Origin of the sequence: Clostridium sardiniense (assembly GCF_016907995.1) — a bacterium.
GTDB classification, from domain to species: Bacteria; Bacillota; Clostridia; order Clostridiales; family Clostridiaceae; genus Clostridium; species Clostridium sardiniense.
The window spans coordinates 12,837-28,825 of sequence record NZ_JAFBDA010000022.1 but is presented as its reverse complement, the minus strand read 5'-3'; the positions used below and the strand labels follow the sequence as shown (position 1 = coordinate 28,825).

At 27.0% G+C, this 15,989-nt stretch carries 17 protein-coding genes; 11 read left to right on the top strand and 6 right to left on the bottom strand.

The genetic code is table 11. The features are described from left to right. Window positions 1–347: 347 nt before the first annotated feature. The 3 genes from bioD (at window position 348) to JOC62_RS15055 (ending at window position 3,524) form a co-directional block, all read left to right on the top strand. Window positions 348–1,049 carry a dethiobiotin synthase gene (gene bioD / locus JOC62_RS15065; RefSeq protein WP_204596109.1) on the top strand — a complete coding sequence of 234 codons (702 nt, stop codon included), beginning with the start codon at window positions 348–350 and terminating at the stop codon, window positions 1,047–1,049. A gap of 238 nt (window positions 1,050–1,287) precedes the next feature. After that, window positions 1,288–2,163, top strand: coding sequence for a cation diffusion facilitator family transporter (locus JOC62_RS15060; RefSeq protein ID WP_204596108.1), 876 nt, complete (start codon window positions 1,288–1,290; stop codon window positions 2,161–2,163). 140 nt (window positions 2,164–2,303) lie between these two features. Continuing rightward, complete coding sequence (locus JOC62_RS15055; protein WP_204596107.1) at window positions 2,304–3,524, top strand: hypothetical protein; 1,221 nt, start codon at window positions 2,304–2,306, stop codon at window positions 3,522–3,524. Between the two features lie 40 nt (window positions 3,525–3,564). Here JOC62_RS15055 and JOC62_RS15050 read toward each other — a convergent pair whose 3' ends face one another. Beyond that, the gene (locus JOC62_RS15050; RefSeq protein ID WP_204596106.1) at window positions 3,565–3,834 is read right to left on the bottom strand and encodes a hypothetical protein; all 270 of its coding nucleotides are present in this window, start codon (window positions 3,832–3,834) and stop codon (window positions 3,565–3,567) included. A gap of 161 nt (window positions 3,835–3,995) precedes the next feature. Between JOC62_RS15050 and truA the strand changes: the two genes are divergently transcribed. Beyond that, a complete protein-coding gene (truA, locus tag JOC62_RS15045) occupies window positions 3,996–4,742 on the top strand; it encodes a tRNA pseudouridine(38-40) synthase TruA (protein WP_204596105.1) in 747 nt (248 codons plus the stop codon). A gap of 69 nt (window positions 4,743–4,811) precedes the next feature. Here the strand turns inward: truA and JOC62_RS15040 are convergent, their stop codons facing one another. Next, entirely contained in the window at window positions 4,812–4,982 is a 171-nt protein-coding gene (locus JOC62_RS15040; protein ID WP_204596104.1) for a hypothetical protein, read from the bottom strand. 139 nt (window positions 4,983–5,121) lie between these two features. Here JOC62_RS15040 and JOC62_RS15035 point away from each other — a divergent pair, with 139 nt between their 5' ends. Beyond that, window positions 5,122–6,099 (top strand): HD domain-containing protein, encoded by a 978-nt coding sequence (locus JOC62_RS15035; protein ID WP_204596103.1) that lies wholly within the window; start codon window positions 5,122–5,124, stop codon window positions 6,097–6,099. 40 nt (window positions 6,100–6,139) lie between these two features. On the opposite strand, the gene JOC62_RS15030 is transcribed toward JOC62_RS15035, so the two are convergent. Next, window positions 6,140–7,324, bottom strand: coding sequence for a class I SAM-dependent methyltransferase (locus tag JOC62_RS15030; RefSeq protein ID WP_204596102.1), 1,185 nt, complete (start codon window positions 7,322–7,324; stop codon window positions 6,140–6,142). A 484-nt stretch (window positions 7,325–7,808) separates the two neighbouring features. On the opposite strand from JOC62_RS15030, the gene JOC62_RS15025 reads away from it, so the two are divergent. The 5 genes from JOC62_RS15025 (at window position 7,809) to pdxR (ending at window position 12,838) form a co-directional block, all read left to right on the top strand. After that, window positions 7,809–8,396, top strand: a complete 588-nt coding sequence (locus JOC62_RS15025; protein ID WP_204596101.1) for an LptM family lipoprotein — start codon at window positions 7,809–7,811, stop codon at window positions 8,394–8,396. Between the two features lie 91 nt (window positions 8,397–8,487). Beyond that, on the top strand, window positions 8,488–9,354 hold the full coding sequence (locus tag JOC62_RS15020) for a radical SAM protein (protein WP_204596100.1): 867 nt from the start codon (window positions 8,488–8,490) through the stop codon (window positions 9,352–9,354). Window positions 9,355–9,577: 223 nt separating this feature from the next. After that, entirely contained in the window at window positions 9,578–10,045 is a 468-nt protein-coding gene (locus tag JOC62_RS15015; RefSeq protein ID WP_204596099.1) for a hypothetical protein, read from the top strand. 121 nt (window positions 10,046–10,166) lie between these two features. Beyond that, the gene (gene alr / locus JOC62_RS15010; protein ID WP_204596098.1) at window positions 10,167–11,327 is read left to right on the top strand and encodes an alanine racemase; all 1,161 of its coding nucleotides are present in this window, start codon (window positions 10,167–10,169) and stop codon (window positions 11,325–11,327) included. Window positions 11,328–11,380: 53 nt separating this feature from the next. Continuing rightward, complete coding sequence (gene pdxR, locus JOC62_RS15005) at window positions 11,381–12,838, top strand: MocR-like pyridoxine biosynthesis transcription factor PdxR (protein ID WP_204596097.1); 1,458 nt, start codon at window positions 11,381–11,383, stop codon at window positions 12,836–12,838. Window positions 12,839–12,889: 51 nt separating this feature from the next. Here pdxR and JOC62_RS15000 read toward each other — a convergent pair whose 3' ends face one another. The 3 genes from JOC62_RS15000 to JOC62_RS14990 all read right to left on the bottom strand — a co-directional run bounded on the left by JOC62_RS15000 (window position 12,890) and on the right by JOC62_RS14990 (window position 15,042). Then, complete coding sequence (locus JOC62_RS15000) at window positions 12,890–13,672, bottom strand: MBL fold metallo-hydrolase (protein ID WP_204596096.1); 783 nt, start codon at window positions 13,670–13,672, stop codon at window positions 12,890–12,892. Between the two features lie 116 nt (window positions 13,673–13,788). After that, window positions 13,789–14,436: a PspA/IM30 family protein gene (locus JOC62_RS14995; protein ID WP_204596095.1), complete on the bottom strand. Its 648-nt coding sequence runs from the start codon at window positions 14,434–14,436 to the stop codon at window positions 13,789–13,791. Between the two features lie 87 nt (window positions 14,437–14,523). Next, window positions 14,524–15,042: a hypothetical protein gene (locus JOC62_RS14990; protein ID WP_204596094.1), complete on the bottom strand. Its 519-nt coding sequence runs from the start codon at window positions 15,040–15,042 to the stop codon at window positions 14,524–14,526. A 154-nt stretch (window positions 15,043–15,196) separates the two neighbouring features. On the opposite strand from JOC62_RS14990, the gene JOC62_RS14985 reads away from it, so the two are divergent. Then, window positions 15,197–15,886 carry a hypothetical protein gene (locus JOC62_RS14985; protein ID WP_204596093.1) on the top strand — a complete coding sequence of 230 codons (690 nt, stop codon included), beginning with the start codon at window positions 15,197–15,199 and terminating at the stop codon, window positions 15,884–15,886. Window positions 15,887–15,989: the final 103 nt, after the last annotated feature.

The following is a 15,989-nucleotide window of genomic DNA, read 5'->3' as shown; positions in this document are numbered from 1 at the left end:
GCTTAGCTATTAATTTTAAATAGACAGTAATAATAGAAGAAACATAGTACGAAGAAATAAAAACAATAAAAAGTAAGTTAAATTTTATTTTGATATTTTATGAGAATTATATTATATGAGTATAAAACAAATATTTCATAATGGAGTTAATTTTATGAAAAAGAATTGAATTATAGAAAATTACTCAAAATGATGATAGACTATTATAAAAGGTAAAATAGGTATAGAATTTAGAGTAAGTAAATTTAGAATTTATAAAGTAATTTAGTAGTATAGAAGATTAGATTAATAATTTACTTATAGCAAATATATGGCTTTAACAAATAGTAGAATTGAAGGTGAAGATAATGAAAAGTGGAATATTTGTAACAGGAACAGATACAGAAGTAGGAAAGACGTTTATTTCCTCACTGTTAGTAAAAGCATTAAGAGATTATGGAATTAATGCAGGATATTTTAAAGGGGCATTAAGTGGAGCTATAGAAAAAGATGGTGAGTTAATACCTGGAGATGCACAGGAAGTTTGTGAAATGTCTGGTCTTAAAGAGGAGTATAGCAATATGATTTCATATACATTAAAAAATCCATATTCACCACATTTAGCAGCACATGTTGAAGAGGTTGATATAAACTTACAGAAAATTATATCCGATTATGAAAATATGATGGAGAAATATGAGTTTTTAGTAGTAGAAGGTAGTGGAGGGATTATTTGTCCAATAAAAATGGAAGGAGACGAAATAATACTTCTAGAGGATATTATAAAAGACTTAGGATTATCTACTATATTAGTTGCAAGAGCTGGTCTTGGAACTATAAATCATACAATACTTACTGTAAATCATTTAAAGAGCATTGGAATAGAAGTTAAAGGGATAATACTAAATGGATATGATGAAGATGATATAATACATAAGGATAATAAAAAAGTAATTGAGAGACTTACAGGTATAACAAATATATGTACAGTTTCAGAGATGAATAGAAATAGTATTGATGAAGAAGCTATATTAAATATTCTTAGATTGATGAAGAGTGCCAATATATAAAAGTTTTTATGGAGAGATTCAATAGTAAGAATAAACAGATATTATTATATGACATGAATTATAAAAGAAATAAAAAGAAAAATATATAAGTTTAAAGAGTATCTAAATGATACTCTTTTTTTTATAATAAATGATTTGCTTTATCAATTGATAATTATTAATTATAGATTAAATTATGGCAAAATATAGTATTTTAGCATACAATATATTATCAGTTGATAATAAAGGAGTAAGTCTTATGGAAAAAAGGTATAATGAATCTAATAAGGTAACAGTAATTTCTATAGTGCTAAATATATTTCTAACAATAATAAAAATTTTTGCAGGTGTAATAGGAAAATCTAATGCAATAATAGCAGATGGTTTACATTCTGCGTCCGACATAGTAACCTCAGTAGGAGTATTAATTGGAAATAAAATATCTAGAAAGCCTAAAGATGTTGAACATCAATATGGACATGAGAAAGCTGAGACTATAGTAGCATTTATACTATCTGCAGTTTTAATAATTATAGCTTTAGATATAGGAATACAAGGGATAAAAGCTTTGTTTAATCCTAGTGGTCTAAGTACTCCAACTATTTTGCCACTTATAGTATCAGTAATATCGATACTAGTAAAAGAATACCAGTATCGAATAACAATAAAAGTAGCTAAGAAAATAAATTCACCGTCTTTAAAGGCAGATGCTTGGCATCATAGGTCTGATGCATTATCATCAGTAGCAGCCTTTATAGGAATTGGAGGTGCAATTTTAGGTTTTAAGATACTTGATCCTATTGCTTCAATTACAGTAGCTTTAGTAGTAGTAAAAGTAGGTGTTGATATATTCAAAACATCTTGTAATGAATTAATGGATACATCTATTAATCCTAAAGATCTAAAACTTATAAATTCAATTGCAAATAACTATAGTGATATAAAAGGTATTAGTAGTATAAAATCAAGAAAGCATGGATCCTATGCATATATTGATATGAGTATATTAATTGATCACAATAAAACATTATGTAGTGCTCATGAAATTTCTCATAAATTAGAAAAGCTCATAATATCAGAATTACCTTATATTAAAGAGATAAATATTCATATAGAACCATATTCAAAAGGTTAAATTTAGTAATATAAATAACAGCTTTATATATTTAGGGTTTAGAGCATCATTTTATGATGCTCTTTTATTTACTATTTAATTAACACACAGAATAATAAATGGATATTATATAATGTTGATGAATAAAAAGGATGCTTTAAATGATTATACGGAGAATATCTATACGGGGAGATACTTTTGAAGTATCATCACTTAACGATTATAAGAGAATTGATGGATTAGATTATATTTTAGTAGGACTTATACAAGAGACGAATATAATTCATAAATATAGTGGAATATTTACATTTGATATATATCCAGAGGATTTTATGGATTTATTTATACGGAAGATCAGTTTTAATTTCTATATAAAAAAAATAAATAAATATAATATGAAGTCAGATAAAAACACAGATGAAAATACAGATGAAAATACAGATGAAGACGAACATGTAGAACTTAGTATTAAAATTATAGGTAAAAGAGAAAATTCACAGGATGAGCTTAATTCCAATGTTATGTATGTTCTCTCTGAAAAAATAATATCTTTTAATATATGCCATGACTATGAGTTAATAGAATTAGATATATCAAAAATGATTAAAGAATGGCAGTTATATGGAAAAACAAAATTAACAATAGAATTTTCAATAAATACGTTAAATGTTGCTATTTTAATAAATAAGAAATATAAAAATAAAGCTTTTATTAAAATTTGTTGTAATAATAAGAAGAAATATACATTTATAAGAGAATCTAAAGGTGAGATAGATTCAAAAGAGCCAATAGAGGAAACAGAAGTAACAGATAAACAAGAAGTAATATGGGAAACAGAAGAACAGGGGCTAATAGAATCGGAAGAAGTAAAGAGGGGACAAGGACTAATAGGGAGAACAACAGAAAGAGTGGTAGAACAAGAGCAAATAGGGCCTACGGGAGAACAGGGACGGATATGGTCAGCAGTACAATATGTAAATTTGGGTGGAATGGTTGCTCAAGCACAATTTCAAAAAGGACAGGAAATTTCAGTAAATGGAATAATTCCATTTGATACAACCGTTATTCCATTTTCAGGGATAGTGAGGAATGGAGGCTCTTTTACGTTAAATATGCCAGGAGTATATTTAGTAGATTGGTCAGTAGTAGTTGGAGGAGAAACAACACTTGGAGAAATCTCAGTATCATTAAAGGCAACGAAAAATAAAATTGTAACTTCAACAGTTCCGTCTTCTTTATCAGCACAATTATGTGGAAGTTCAATAGTAATGGTAGAAAATATAACTATATTGACACTTACAAATACTAGTACAGGAGTCATTAAATTATCAGATACAGTTTCTGTACAATGTCATATTAGAATAGCAAGATTAACGAATTAGAATAATATTAAAGGAAGTGCTAATATTAGCACTTCCTTTTCTAGCTGTTTAATATTGAATTTAAATCATCAATTAAAACTTTAAGGTCATAAGCATCTCTTGGTATTAAGATTCTATATCTACCTTTATCGTCTTCTTCATATTTATTTTTTAAACCACTAAAATATTTTCTAATTTCACTAGATTTTTTTTCACCTAGTTGTTTTTCTTTATCTGAATCTAAGGTAATTTTGTGGAAGTTTGTTGACTCTTTCTTTCCAGATACGCCATCTTGATTTTCAATTTTTATATAATCATTTATATTTTTCATCTATATCACCTCTAGGTATATTTTAACACTAAAAATAATAGAATATCTGAAATAATATATTGTTTTACTGTAAATTAATAATATTCAGTTAAAAGAAACTATTATAAATTATATGTGATATAATGATTATTACGTTATAAGAAACTTAAGGAGACAAATAGATGAGAAATTTAAAACTTACATTACAGTATGATGGAACAAGATATAAGGGTTTTCAGAAGCAAAATCAAAAGGGAAGCAATGTAGTAACTATACAAGGTAAACTGGAGAATGTTTTAAGTAAAATGACAGGTGAAGAAATTAAAATTATAGGATGTGGTAGAACTGATAGTGGAGTTCATGCAGAAAATTATATAGCTAATTTCACAACAAATAGTGTAATGACTTGTGATGAAATGTTTAAGTATTTATTAGAATATTTACCAGAGGACATAGCAATAAAGTCAATTAAAAATGTTAGTGAAAGATTTCATTCAAGATATAATGTTAAATCAAAAACATACGTATACACTATAGATAATAATACATATAGAAATGTTTTTTTGAAAAAATATGCATACTATATAGATAATGAATTAGATATAGAAAAAATGAAAGAAGCTGCTAAGCTATTAGTAGGAACTCATGATTTTGAAAGTTTTACTAGTCTTAAGGGTAAGAAAAAGTCAACTATAAGAACTATAAATTATATAGATATAAGTAAAAAAGATGGAATAATTAAAGTTGAAGTTAATGGGAATAGCTTTATGTTAAATATGGTTAGAATATTAGCTGGAACACTAATAGAAGTTGGATTAGATAAGATACAGGTTAAAGATATAAATGAAATTATAGAAGCTAAGGATAGAGCAAGGGCAGGACATAGAGCACCTGCACATGGGTTATGTTTAAAAGAATTACAATATTAATTAAAAGGAGATAGTATAAATATTTATACTATCTCCTTTCTTATGTAATAAGGGTGTAATTAAAATGAGCTACTTATTGTGAGAAAGCTTTGAACGTTTAGTAAATTTCTTTCCATTAGCATGACTACCAATCTTTTTACCATGTTCTATTCCGATTTCTGCACCTTGCTCAGAATACATTTTTCTAAGCTCAGCATTACTTTTTGGGTGATCTTTTAATCTGTTTTTGTTATTATCCATTTCAAAAATCCTCCTTAGAGCTATAATAATGTACAAGATTAGTTTGCCTAAATATTAAGATTTTATTTGCTTGAAAATGAATATTTGTGTTATTAAATTTATGATAAAATAGAAGAAGTTTGTATAAGGGGGAAAGTTTATGATTATAAAAGATAAAATTTATGGAAGTATAGAAATTGAACCAGTATTAGAGGAACTTTTAAATACAAAAGCTGTAAAAAGGCTTAAAAATGTACATCAAGGTGGAGCAAGCTATTTAGTTAATCCTAAATGGAATGTTACACGATATGACCATTCTGTAGGTGTTATGATTCTTATAAAAATTATGGGTGGTTCAATAGAAGAACAAATAGCAGGACTAGTACATGATATTTCTCATACTGCATTTTCTCATGATATGGATATTGCATTAAAATATAGCAATGAAGATTATCATGAAAAAATATTTTTAGAAGTTATAGAAAAATCTGATATACCAACTGTTCTTGAAAAATATGGAGTTGACTATAAAGATATTTTATTAAATGAAGAAAAATGGACCATATTAGAAAAGAAAGCTCCAGACCTTTGCGCAGATAGAATTGACTATACATTAAGAGACATGTTTTCAGATGAAAAGATATCTAAAGAGGATATTCATAAGTTTATAAATTCTTTAATTATATTTAATGGAGAAATAGTTATAGATTCATTAGATATGGCAATATGGTTTACGGAACTTTATTATAAAGAAGTTATAGATTATTTCATGGATCCACTAAAAATTTATGCTTCTGATAGATTATCTAAAGCAATAAAATTAGCAATTGATAATGGAGAAATTAACTTAAAAGATATTATGAAGACTGATGATGAGATGATAGAAATATTAGAAAAATCTAATATAGAAGAAGTAAGAAAGCTACTTTTATCAATACATGATAGAGTTAAAGTAGTAGAAGATACAAAGGAATGGGATATAATAAGAAATAATAAAATAAGATTAATAGATCCTAAAATATATTATAAAGAAAGGGCATTTAAAGCTAGCGAAAAGTCTGATTATATAAAAAAATTAAATAATAAAGCATATAATAGAGCAAAAGAAGGTACATATGTAAAAATTATAGAGAATTAAAATAAAAAAAGTTGATGACTAATTGTCATCAACTTTTATATTAATCTTGGTATAGATAATCTCTAGTTAAAGGTAAATCGTTATTTACTCCCTTTGAATATAGTGTTTGATGTATATCTATAGTCCAGTAGTGGAATGCAGCTGCACATGAGCATAAGTATATATGCCACATTCTTAAGAATCTTTCATCAAACATTTCTCTTTCTTCTTCCATATGTTCTTCAAAGTTCTTAACCCATTCTTGTAATGTCTTCATGTAGTGAAGTCTTAAGCTTTCTACATCAAGAACATGGAAATTAAGTTCTCCAGCAATATGGATTTCTTCTCTTAAAGTTGGTAAGTATCCACCTGGGAATATATAAGTAGTTATCCACTTGTTACCTTCAGTTTCAACTAAGTTTGTTATATTGTGAAGTAGGAATAATCCACCTTCTTTTAAAACAGCATCAACATTTTTATAGAATAATGGGATGTTTGCATGACCAACGTGTTCTACCATACCTACACTTACTACTCTATCAAAAACTAATCCAGATTTAGCTAAATCTCTATAGTCCATTAATTTAACTGTAACTAAATCTTCAAGACCTTCTTCTTTAATCCTTTGATTTGCTTTTGCAAATTGTTCTTCGCTTAAAGTTATACCCATAGCTTTAACTTTATAAAGTTTAGCAGCTTCTATTATAAGGTATCCCCATCCACAGCCAATATCAAGAAGTGATTGACCTTCTTGTAAGTTTAGTTTCTTTAGTATGTGATGTATTTTATTCATCTGAGCATCATAAAGAGTATCATTTTCACTTTTAAAATATCCACATGAATAACTCATTGTTTTATCTAGCCATAAACTATAGAAGTCATTTCCTATATCATAGTGATGTGCTATATCTTTCTTTGATTTTAAAAGTGAAGGAGCTTTAATTTTTCCAGCAAGCTTTAATAAGATGCTTTCATTTAAGAAGCTATCTTTGTTTCTCATCATGCTTTCAAATATTTCTTGTGGATCTCCTTCAAAATCTATATCTCCATCCATATAGGCTTCACCTAAAGCTACACTAGCATCAGATAATAAATCCTTTTTACTTGGGAATTTATTTATAACTATAGTGAATTTTGGTTCACCTTCACCGATTTTTGTTATTTCTCCATCCCATAATTTTAAATTGAAAGTTTCGTCAGCTAAATGTTTAGCGAATGACTTTACTATACTTTTATTCATTTCCATGTTTTACACCTCATTTGTTTAACTGTACCTTAAAGATTATAGACCTTATAAGTTTTTACTTTAATTCCTAAAAATATTCGCATATAACTATTTTTACTAATTAAAATAATATTTTAAGTGAAATACTACTAAAATCTTAACTTTACTCTGGTTTACTAAATTTGAATATTATTTGAATGATGAGAAAATGCTTGAATAGGAGCTTATAGAGGTAATACCAATTTTGAAGTTTCAAAAAATACATATAATAAGTTTTTGTAAATATTGTGGTAAAATTTTTAGGTAATTCTTAAATTATAGATATATATTGTAGTTTATATGAACATTATTACGATAAATATGAAATAAAATTAAGAATCGTTAACAAATATGTATTTAGATGAATAATGAGTATAAATTGTAAATAAATTAACATGATATTACAAAACACTAGAAAATATATTAAGATATATATATGTTAACAAAAATATAGGGGGAATTAAATATGAAAAAAATAATAGCTTTATTACTTACAAGCATGCTTGCTTTTACTTTAGTTGCTTGCGGAGGAGAGAAGCCAAGTGCTGTTGTAGATAAATTTTATACAGCCTTAAAAGAATGTAACAAAGAGGAATTGAAAACATTAACTAATAAGGATTTAGTTAAAGAGGTTACTAAAACAGAGATAACAAAAGAGCAAGAGGATACAATAAAAATGGTTCTTTCAAGTATTGACTTTAAGATAATGGGTACTGATGAAAAAGATAACGAGGCTACAGTAGATGTTGAAGTAACAGCAATTGATGGTAATGATATAGCAACTAAGTATATTAAGTCAAGTTTGCAAACTTCATTAGAAGCTTCTTTAAAAGGGGAAAGCGAAGAAGAGATAACTAAGAAGTGTAGCGATATTTTAATAAAATTACTTAATGAAAAAGATTTAAAAAAGTCTACCCAAACTATTAAAGTTAATTTAGAGAAAGTAGATGGAGAATGGAAAATAAAAGATCCTGAAAATGTACTTTTAGAAACATTTAATTTAAAAAATATGTCAGACTTCTTTAAGGAGTTTTCAGAAAATAAGAAAAAGTAATTAAATTACGCTTGCATAATATATTGTACAATTTATTATGTGGGCGTTTTTATATATAATAAATAATATATGTTTAAAGGAGATTAATGTTATGTATGATATGCCATTATATAGACCACCAAGTGAAGCTTATAGTCTTATTATTCAAGTTACTCTTGGATGCTCTCATAATAAATGTAATTTTTGTAGTATGTATAAGACAAAAATATTTTCAATAAAAGAATTAGATATAATAAAGAAAGAAATTAATGAATTTAGAAGAATGTACAATAATGTAGAAAGAATTTTCTTAGCAGATGGTGATGCTTTAATTATTCCTATGGAGAAGCTTAGAAAAATATTAAAATATATAAATAAGGTTTTTCCAGAATGTAATAGGATAACTATGTATGCTTCTCCAAAATCAATTAAGAACAAAACATTAAATGAATTAATGGAACTAAATGATTTAGGATTAAAAATGGTATATATGGGAATAGAGAGTGGAAGTGAAGTTGTATTAGAAAAAATAAATAAATGTGCAACTAGAGATGAGTTAATAGATTCATGTAAAAAGATAAAAGAAAGTGGGATATTTTTATCAGCTACAGTAATTGCTGGTATTGGGGGAAAGAAGTATTCTCATATTCACGCAAAGGATACTGGAAGTTTGATAAGTAAGATCTCACCAAATTATTTAGGGGTTCTAAGTCTTATGGGTGAAGAAAACACTAAGATTTATGATGATATTAAAGAGGGTAGATTCAAATTATTAAACAGTATAGAAATATTAAAAGAAATAAAAGAATTAATTATTAATATAAATACAGAAGATAAAATAATATTTAGAAGTAACCATGCCTCTAATTATGTAAGTTTAAAGGGAACATTAATGGAAGATAAAGATAGACTTATTTATGATATAGACTGGTGTATTAAAAATCATAAATTAGCCAAAGAGGAAGATAGAAGATTATAAAATTACTGCTCTTAAAAATAAGAGCAGATTTTTTTAAAAGCTAATTGTAAAATATTTCCTATTAAAATATAATATAAATATAATATAAATTTTGGTAAAGGATAAATGAGCAAGAAAAGAATATTAAAGGATTAAGAAGAATATAAGAGGGATAGGAGTGAAAAATAAATTAGGTAAAATTTTATGTGATAACAGAAATATTATGTTTAATAGGAGTGAAAATATGAAGTATAAGTATAAAAAAAGTATGTATATGATAGTACTTGTTATGATTATGGTTTTTATTGTGGGTTGCACTCCTAAGAGTGAAGAGTTTAGTATTAATGATTTTGCATACAGTATGGAAGAGAGAAATTATGAATTTGAAATTATGAATGCGGAAGATGATTTCCTATCAGGTGATAGAAAAATACTAAAGGTAGATAAAGAGCAGATAGATATATATGTATATAAAGATAGTAAAGCTATGGAAAAGGATGCAAGTTGTATAGGAAATATCAGTGAATACAATAATGGAAAAGAAAGCGTTAAAGTAGATTGGGTAGCAATACCTCATTTTTTTAAAAATGGTAATATAATAGTTATTTATGTTGGTGAAAATATAGAAATTATAAATTCATTAACTGAGATATTTGGAAGAGAATTTGTAAATGATAATTATGAGGATATAAAGGCTAAGGAGAATATTTAAATTGTATATTTTAAATTAGAGAACCACTAGGAGGAAAAAAATGCTTCTTAGTGGTTCTTCATTTCTAGGTGGACATTAATATAATAGTATTATAGGATTATATATTAAGAGGTGATTTTTAATGGATAAGATTATAAGACCTGTATGGGCTGAAATAGATTTAGATAAAATAGCATTTAACATGAGAAACATTAAGAACGTTGCAGGAGATAGAGAAGTAATAGCAGTAATAAAAGCAGATGCTTATGGTCATGGTGCTGTAGAGCTTGCTGAAGTTTTATTAGAAAATGGAGCTTCAAGATTTGCTGTTGCAATTATAACAGAAGCAATAGAGCTTAGAGAAAGTAGTATTAAAGCTCCAATTATGATACTAGGATATACACCTATAGAGTTTGGAGAAGATTTAATAAAATATGATATAGAACAAACAGTATATGATTTAGAATATGCAAAGCAATTATCAGAGATAGCTTTAAAGATGGGCAAAAAGGCTAAGATTCATATTGCATTAGATACAGGAATGGGAAGAATAGGATTTATGCCAAATGAAGAGAGTTTAAATGAAGTTTTAGAAATTGCTTCTTTAGATGGTATAGAGACAGTAGGAATATTTACGCATTTTTCAACAGCAGACGAAGAAGATAAAGAATATACTAATTATCAATTCGCAAAAATACAAAACTTTATAAAAATGCTTTCAAATAATGGGGTAAATATACCAATAAAGCATGTATCAAATAGTGGAGCTATAATAGATTTGCCAGAGACTTATTTAGATGCAGTTAGAGCTGGAATTATATTATATGGATATTATCCTTCTAATGAAGTTAATAAAGAAAGACTTTCTATAGAACCTGCATTAACATTAAAAGCGAAGATAGGACATGTTAAAAAATTAGAAAAAGGTATGTATGTAAGTTATGGTAGAACATTTAAAACTGAAAGAGATAGTATAATTGCAACTCTTCCAATTGGATATGCAGATGGATATTCAAGACTTTTAAGTGGAAAGGCTAAAGTTATTGTAAATGGAAAATTTGCAAATGTAATAGGGAGAATATGTATGGACCAATGTATGATAGATGTAACAGATGTTGGTGAAGTTAAAGTTGGGGATGAAGTTATTATCCTTGGTGAAGATAGAGATTTAAAATTTAATGCTGATGATATGGCAGAACTTATTGGCACAATAAATTACGATATACTTTGCATGATAAAGCATAGAGTACCTAGAATATATAAAAAGAATAATGAAATAATTAAAGTTAAAAATTATTTTTAGATAAAATATAAGTTATAATATAAGGAGATAAAATTAGAGAGGTAGGTGATTCTTTGATTTTTTCATCCTTTAAAATAAATGAAGAAGAGAAGATACATGTGCAAATAGAACAGCACATAAAAGATAGCATAGAAAAGGGACTACTTCAAAAAGGAAGTAAGCTTCCTTCAACAAGAGAAGTTAGTAAAGTGCTTTCAATAAGTAGAAACTCTGTTATTTCTGCCTATGAGGGATTAGAGAGTGAAGGCATTATAGAAAGTGTAAAAGGAAAAGGGACCTTTATAGCTATAGAAAATAAAAGTAGTAAAGGCGACTTATATATAGATTGGGAAAATATGATAAGCGATTATGGCAATATTTGCGAAAAATTAGATGTAGTAAAAAATGAACTTCCATGGAAAAAAGGTATGATTTCTTTTAAAAGTATTGCCCCTGATGAAAGTCTTTTTGACCTAGAAGAATTTAAAAGAGCATTTTTGAATGTTTTTTCTCTAGAAGGAGATAAGCTTTTAAATTATGGATATGCAAAGGGATATAAACCACTTATAGATTATTTAAAAGAATATATGAGAAAAAAGGGAGTTAATGTAGAGGGGAAAGATATACTAATAACAAACGGATTTACAGAAGGATTTGATATATTATTAAGTGCTCTTACAAATCAGAATGATATTATAATTTGTGAGGAACCTACTCATAATACAGCAATAAAAATCATGAAATCTCATGGACTTAATATAAAGTCTGTAAAAATGGACTCTGATGGAATAAATATTAAATTATTAGATAAAACATTAAAGGAAGAACCTGCAAAACTTGTTTACCTAATTCCTTCATATCATAATCCAACTGGGATAGTGATGAAGGGGGAGAAGAGGAAAGAAGTTTATGAGATTTGCGAAAAGTATAAAGTACCAATATTAGAAGACGGATTTAATGAAGAGTTATTATATTCAAGCTCTCATGTAGCACCCCTTGCATCTCTTTGTGCAAAGGGAAATGGAATTGTATATATTGGTAGTTTTTCTAAAATACTTTTCCCAGGCCTTAGAATTGGATGGGTTTTTGGTGATGAAAAATTAATTAGAAAACTAGAAAGTGTAAAGAGAGCGAGAAATATTCACTCATCATTTTTAGATCAAGCAGTATTTCATAAATATATGGAAAGTGGCGCCTTTAAAAGATATATGAAAAAAATAAGAAAGCATTATAAGGATAAGTATAACTTTACTCTTATCCAAGTGAAAAAATATATTCCCCATGAATATATACTAGGAGAAGGGGGATTACACATCTTTATAAAGCTAAATGGTGTTAAAGGCCGAGATGTTTTAGAGGAATGCTATAAAAGAGGCGTAGTATTTATGCCTGGAGATATATTTTATAGCAATGATGATGGTTCTGAGAGAATAAGGCTTGGATTTTCCAGAGTTAGCGAAGAAGATATTGAAAAAGGAATAAAAATAATTGGCGACGTTGTATCTGAAATAACGGCTAAAAATAAAGAATAAAAAATTAATATTATATAACTATATAGTAAATAAAAGGTGAGGAATAATTCCTCACCTGGCTTCTTCTTTATGTTTATTAACTAAAAAGTTTGGAAGCGTATTAGATGGTTTAGTATAACCACATTGAAGGGAAGATTCATCTTGATTACATAGCGTATCTAATGTATTATTTTTAGGATCTATATTTATATTAAATATATCTTCCATCCATTTAGGTGGAGGTTCTAATTTACTAGAATCTTTTATAAATTCTCGTTTATTTTTTAATTTAAAGAATTGATTGAGTTTTTTTAGCTGATGAAGAGAATAAGGAGGAGAGTCAGTGTAATTGTGAGCTGGACACACAATAAGATGATTAGGCAATTTTGATATTTTATATATGCTATCGTAATGGTCATCATAGTTTCCAGTAGACATATCGCTTCTTCCAGCACCATCTAAGAGAATCGTATCACCGGTCAAAAGTTTATCTTCAAATATTATACACATACTATCTAGAGTATGTCCTGGTGTATGAAAAAATTTTAGAATAATGCCATCTATATTCATAATTTCATGATTTTTAATCTTTTTATTTATTGATACACAATTTGTATGCTCATTCATTATGAATTTACAGTCTGTAATTTCTTTAAGATATAGAGATGCACTTATGTGATCACAGTGAGTATGAGTATCTATTACGGCCTTTAAAACTCCATTTTTCTCTTTTAAAATATCTAAATATCTATCTATATAGTCAAGCTTTGGATCGATTAAGACACAACTATTATTATTAGGGTTTAATATAAGATAGCAGCAGCAATAATCAAAGTTTAAATTATAGAATTTCATATGCTTCTCCTTAAAATTGATATACTTTAGTATATGTAAAAATTAAAGACTGGGTGAAAGATACATAATAAAAAAACCACCTAAATAAATATCTAGGTGACTTTAGATATGCTTAACTATTTGTTTCTATACTTTTCAAGTTCGGCATCAAGACTATCTTTTTCAAGAGCTGCAAATTCATCATCTAATGATGGTGTTTTTAAATCAGCTAATCCTTCTGCATAGCTTTCTTCTTTAGTAATTTTTCTTTCTATATCATCTAAGTTTATAGAATTACTTTTAGTTTGTACGTTTGCCATTATTTCATTAACTTGCTTTGTAGCATTTGCAGTGTTAATTCTTGCGGCAGCTTCATCTCTATAACTTCTTGTCTTAGCTATTTCATCTTGAAGTTTAATTAAGTTTTCTTTTAAAGTTTGAGCCTTTACAGCTAATTCATCATAAGATTTCTTTAGTGTTTCATATTTTTTATCTGAATCAAGCTTTAATTGAAGAGCCTTCTTTGCAAGGTCCTCATTTCCTTTGCTCATAGCTAGTCTTACTTTTTCATCATATTCTGCTGAAGCACTTTTAGCTTTTTCCATTTCTTTCTGTGTATCTTTTAAATTACCAAAAATTTGAGCTGAAGATATTTTTGCTTTGTTTAAGCTTTCCTCCATATCTCTAAGCTTTTGATCTAATAATTCTATTGGATTTTCCATACTGTCAAGTGCTGCATTTGTTTTTGCTTTCATCATGTTAGATATTCTATCAAATATACCCATAAATAAGCCTCCTTTTTCTTTTGATTATTATAATTATAATGCTTAATCTATTTAAAGCAATCGATAAGAAATATAATTCATAAATTATTAATTAAAGAAGAAATAATATATAACAAATATTATAATTGCAATAACGCAAAGAATCACTATTGCCTTAAATATAAATGACATTCCCATTGAATGACCAAAGAGTGAAAAGCCTGGTATAAAACTATTATTTCTTCTTCCGTAATTGTAATCATTCATGCTTGGGTTTTGATTTGTATTTGTATTATTATTAGAGCTATTGTTATTTGTGTTATTATTGCTATTTTTAGGACCGTCATTATTATATTTATCAGATGTATTAAATTTAGAGTTTACCTTATCATTTGAGTTAGTAGAACTCTTTGGATTGTTATATTTATTAGATGTGTTAAATCTTGAATTTGATTTACTGCTTGATGGAGTGCTAAAAGAACTTTTGCTGCTAGGAGATGAACTGTTGTAGCTTGATGAACTTTTAAATCCAATTGCATATGCAGGGATAACAGATGCTAGAATATTAGTTAAAAGTATAGTAAGCACCACAAGAAATTTAACAATGGATTTTTTCTTATTTTTCATTAATATCTAAACCCCTTCCGAAAATAGTCTTAAATTTAATTTACTATAAAAAATATACAATTATAAAAACAATCTATTAACATTTTGTTTTATTTTGTTAAATTCATATTTAAACAAGGAAAAAAGTATTAAAATTGACAAGAGGTGAAGCATAATGAATATAGATAAGGCTAAAGATATTATAAAAAGTGAAAAAGATCACTTAGGAGAGGATTATACTAATATAACCTTTTCTATAAATGATATTATGGAATTTGAAGAAGGTACGGATATAAAAACAAGATATTTTGTTAAGAATATAAAAATACTTGATAAATATATGGAGATGTTAGATCAAGGAGAAAGTAAATTAAACAAAAAGAAAAAAGTATTATTTTTTACTGTAAATGAATCTGATTCAAATGAGATAAATAATGTAGTTAATGAAGTATTAGATTATAAGAAAAAATATGAAAATGTCATAGAAAAGCTTAGATGTTGTTCTAAGTGTGAGTGTTTAAAATGTTTAAGAAATTGTCCATTTCATGCTTGTTTATCATGTGGTAAGAAGGGTAGAGTAACTGAATGTGATAAAGAAAAGTATAATATAACTATGTTTGAGAATACTTATGCAAACTTATATAATTCTGAAACAAATGCATATGATTCAGTTGAAGTACTTGCACAAGTAGACATACTTACAGAGAAAACATCCTTTAGAGTAATTAATTCAAATGGAGATTTTTTAATTCTTACATATGTTCATGATATATCAGGAAAAGATAATTATGGAGCAGTTAATGATAAAGAAGTTTTTAATTTTATAGCAGATCTTTATGAGCGAAATGTTGAAGATTTAGTATAAATAAAAATAGAGATTATAAAAATAGGGACCCTAAGTAATTTTTAAAATTATTTAGGGTCTCTATTCTTGTGTGAAAAATTTGTGTGGAAAATTTAAAAATGTT

Excerpts from the sequence above, each read along its gene's own strand:
- bioD (WP_204596109.1), top strand. The coding sequence starts at position 348 with ATGAAAAGTGGAATATTTGTAACAGGAACAGATACAGAAGTAGGAAAG.
- JOC62_RS15060 (WP_204596108.1), top strand. The coding sequence starts at position 1,288 with ATGGAAAAAAGGTATAATGAATCTAATAAGGTAACAGTAATTTCTATA.
- JOC62_RS15055 (WP_204596107.1), top strand. The coding sequence starts at position 2,304 with ATGATTATACGGAGAATATCTATACGGGGAGATACTTTTGAAGTATCA.
- JOC62_RS15050 (WP_204596106.1), bottom strand. The coding sequence starts at position 3,834 with ATGAAAAATATAAATGATTATATAAAAATTGAAAATCAAGATGGCGTA.
- truA (WP_204596105.1), top strand. The coding sequence starts at position 3,996 with ATGAGAAATTTAAAACTTACATTACAGTATGATGGAACAAGATATAAG.
- JOC62_RS15040 (WP_204596104.1), bottom strand. The coding sequence starts at position 4,982 with ATGGATAATAACAAAAACAGATTAAAAGATCACCCAAAAAGTAATGCT.
- JOC62_RS15035 (WP_204596103.1), top strand. The coding sequence starts at position 5,122 with ATGATTATAAAAGATAAAATTTATGGAAGTATAGAAATTGAACCAGTA.
- JOC62_RS15030 (WP_204596102.1), bottom strand. The coding sequence starts at position 7,324 with ATGGAAATGAATAAAAGTATAGTAAAGTCATTCGCTAAACATTTAGCT.
- JOC62_RS15025 (WP_204596101.1), top strand. The coding sequence starts at position 7,809 with ATGAAAAAAATAATAGCTTTATTACTTACAAGCATGCTTGCTTTTACT.
- JOC62_RS15020 (WP_204596100.1), top strand. The coding sequence starts at position 8,488 with ATGTATGATATGCCATTATATAGACCACCAAGTGAAGCTTATAGTCTT.
- JOC62_RS15015 (WP_204596099.1), top strand. The coding sequence starts at position 9,578 with ATGAAGTATAAGTATAAAAAAAGTATGTATATGATAGTACTTGTTATG.
- alr (WP_204596098.1), top strand. The coding sequence starts at position 10,167 with ATGGATAAGATTATAAGACCTGTATGGGCTGAAATAGATTTAGATAAA.
- JOC62_RS15000 (WP_204596096.1), bottom strand. The coding sequence starts at position 13,672 with ATGAAATTCTATAATTTAAACTTTGATTATTGCTGCTGCTATCTTATA.
- JOC62_RS14995 (WP_204596095.1), bottom strand. The coding sequence starts at position 14,436 with ATGGGTATATTTGATAGAATATCTAACATGATGAAAGCAAAAACAAAT.
- JOC62_RS14990 (WP_204596094.1), bottom strand. The coding sequence starts at position 15,042 with ATGAAAAATAAGAAAAAATCCATTGTTAAATTTCTTGTGGTGCTTACT.
- JOC62_RS14985 (WP_204596093.1), top strand. The coding sequence starts at position 15,197 with ATGAATATAGATAAGGCTAAAGATATTATAAAAAGTGAAAAAGATCAC.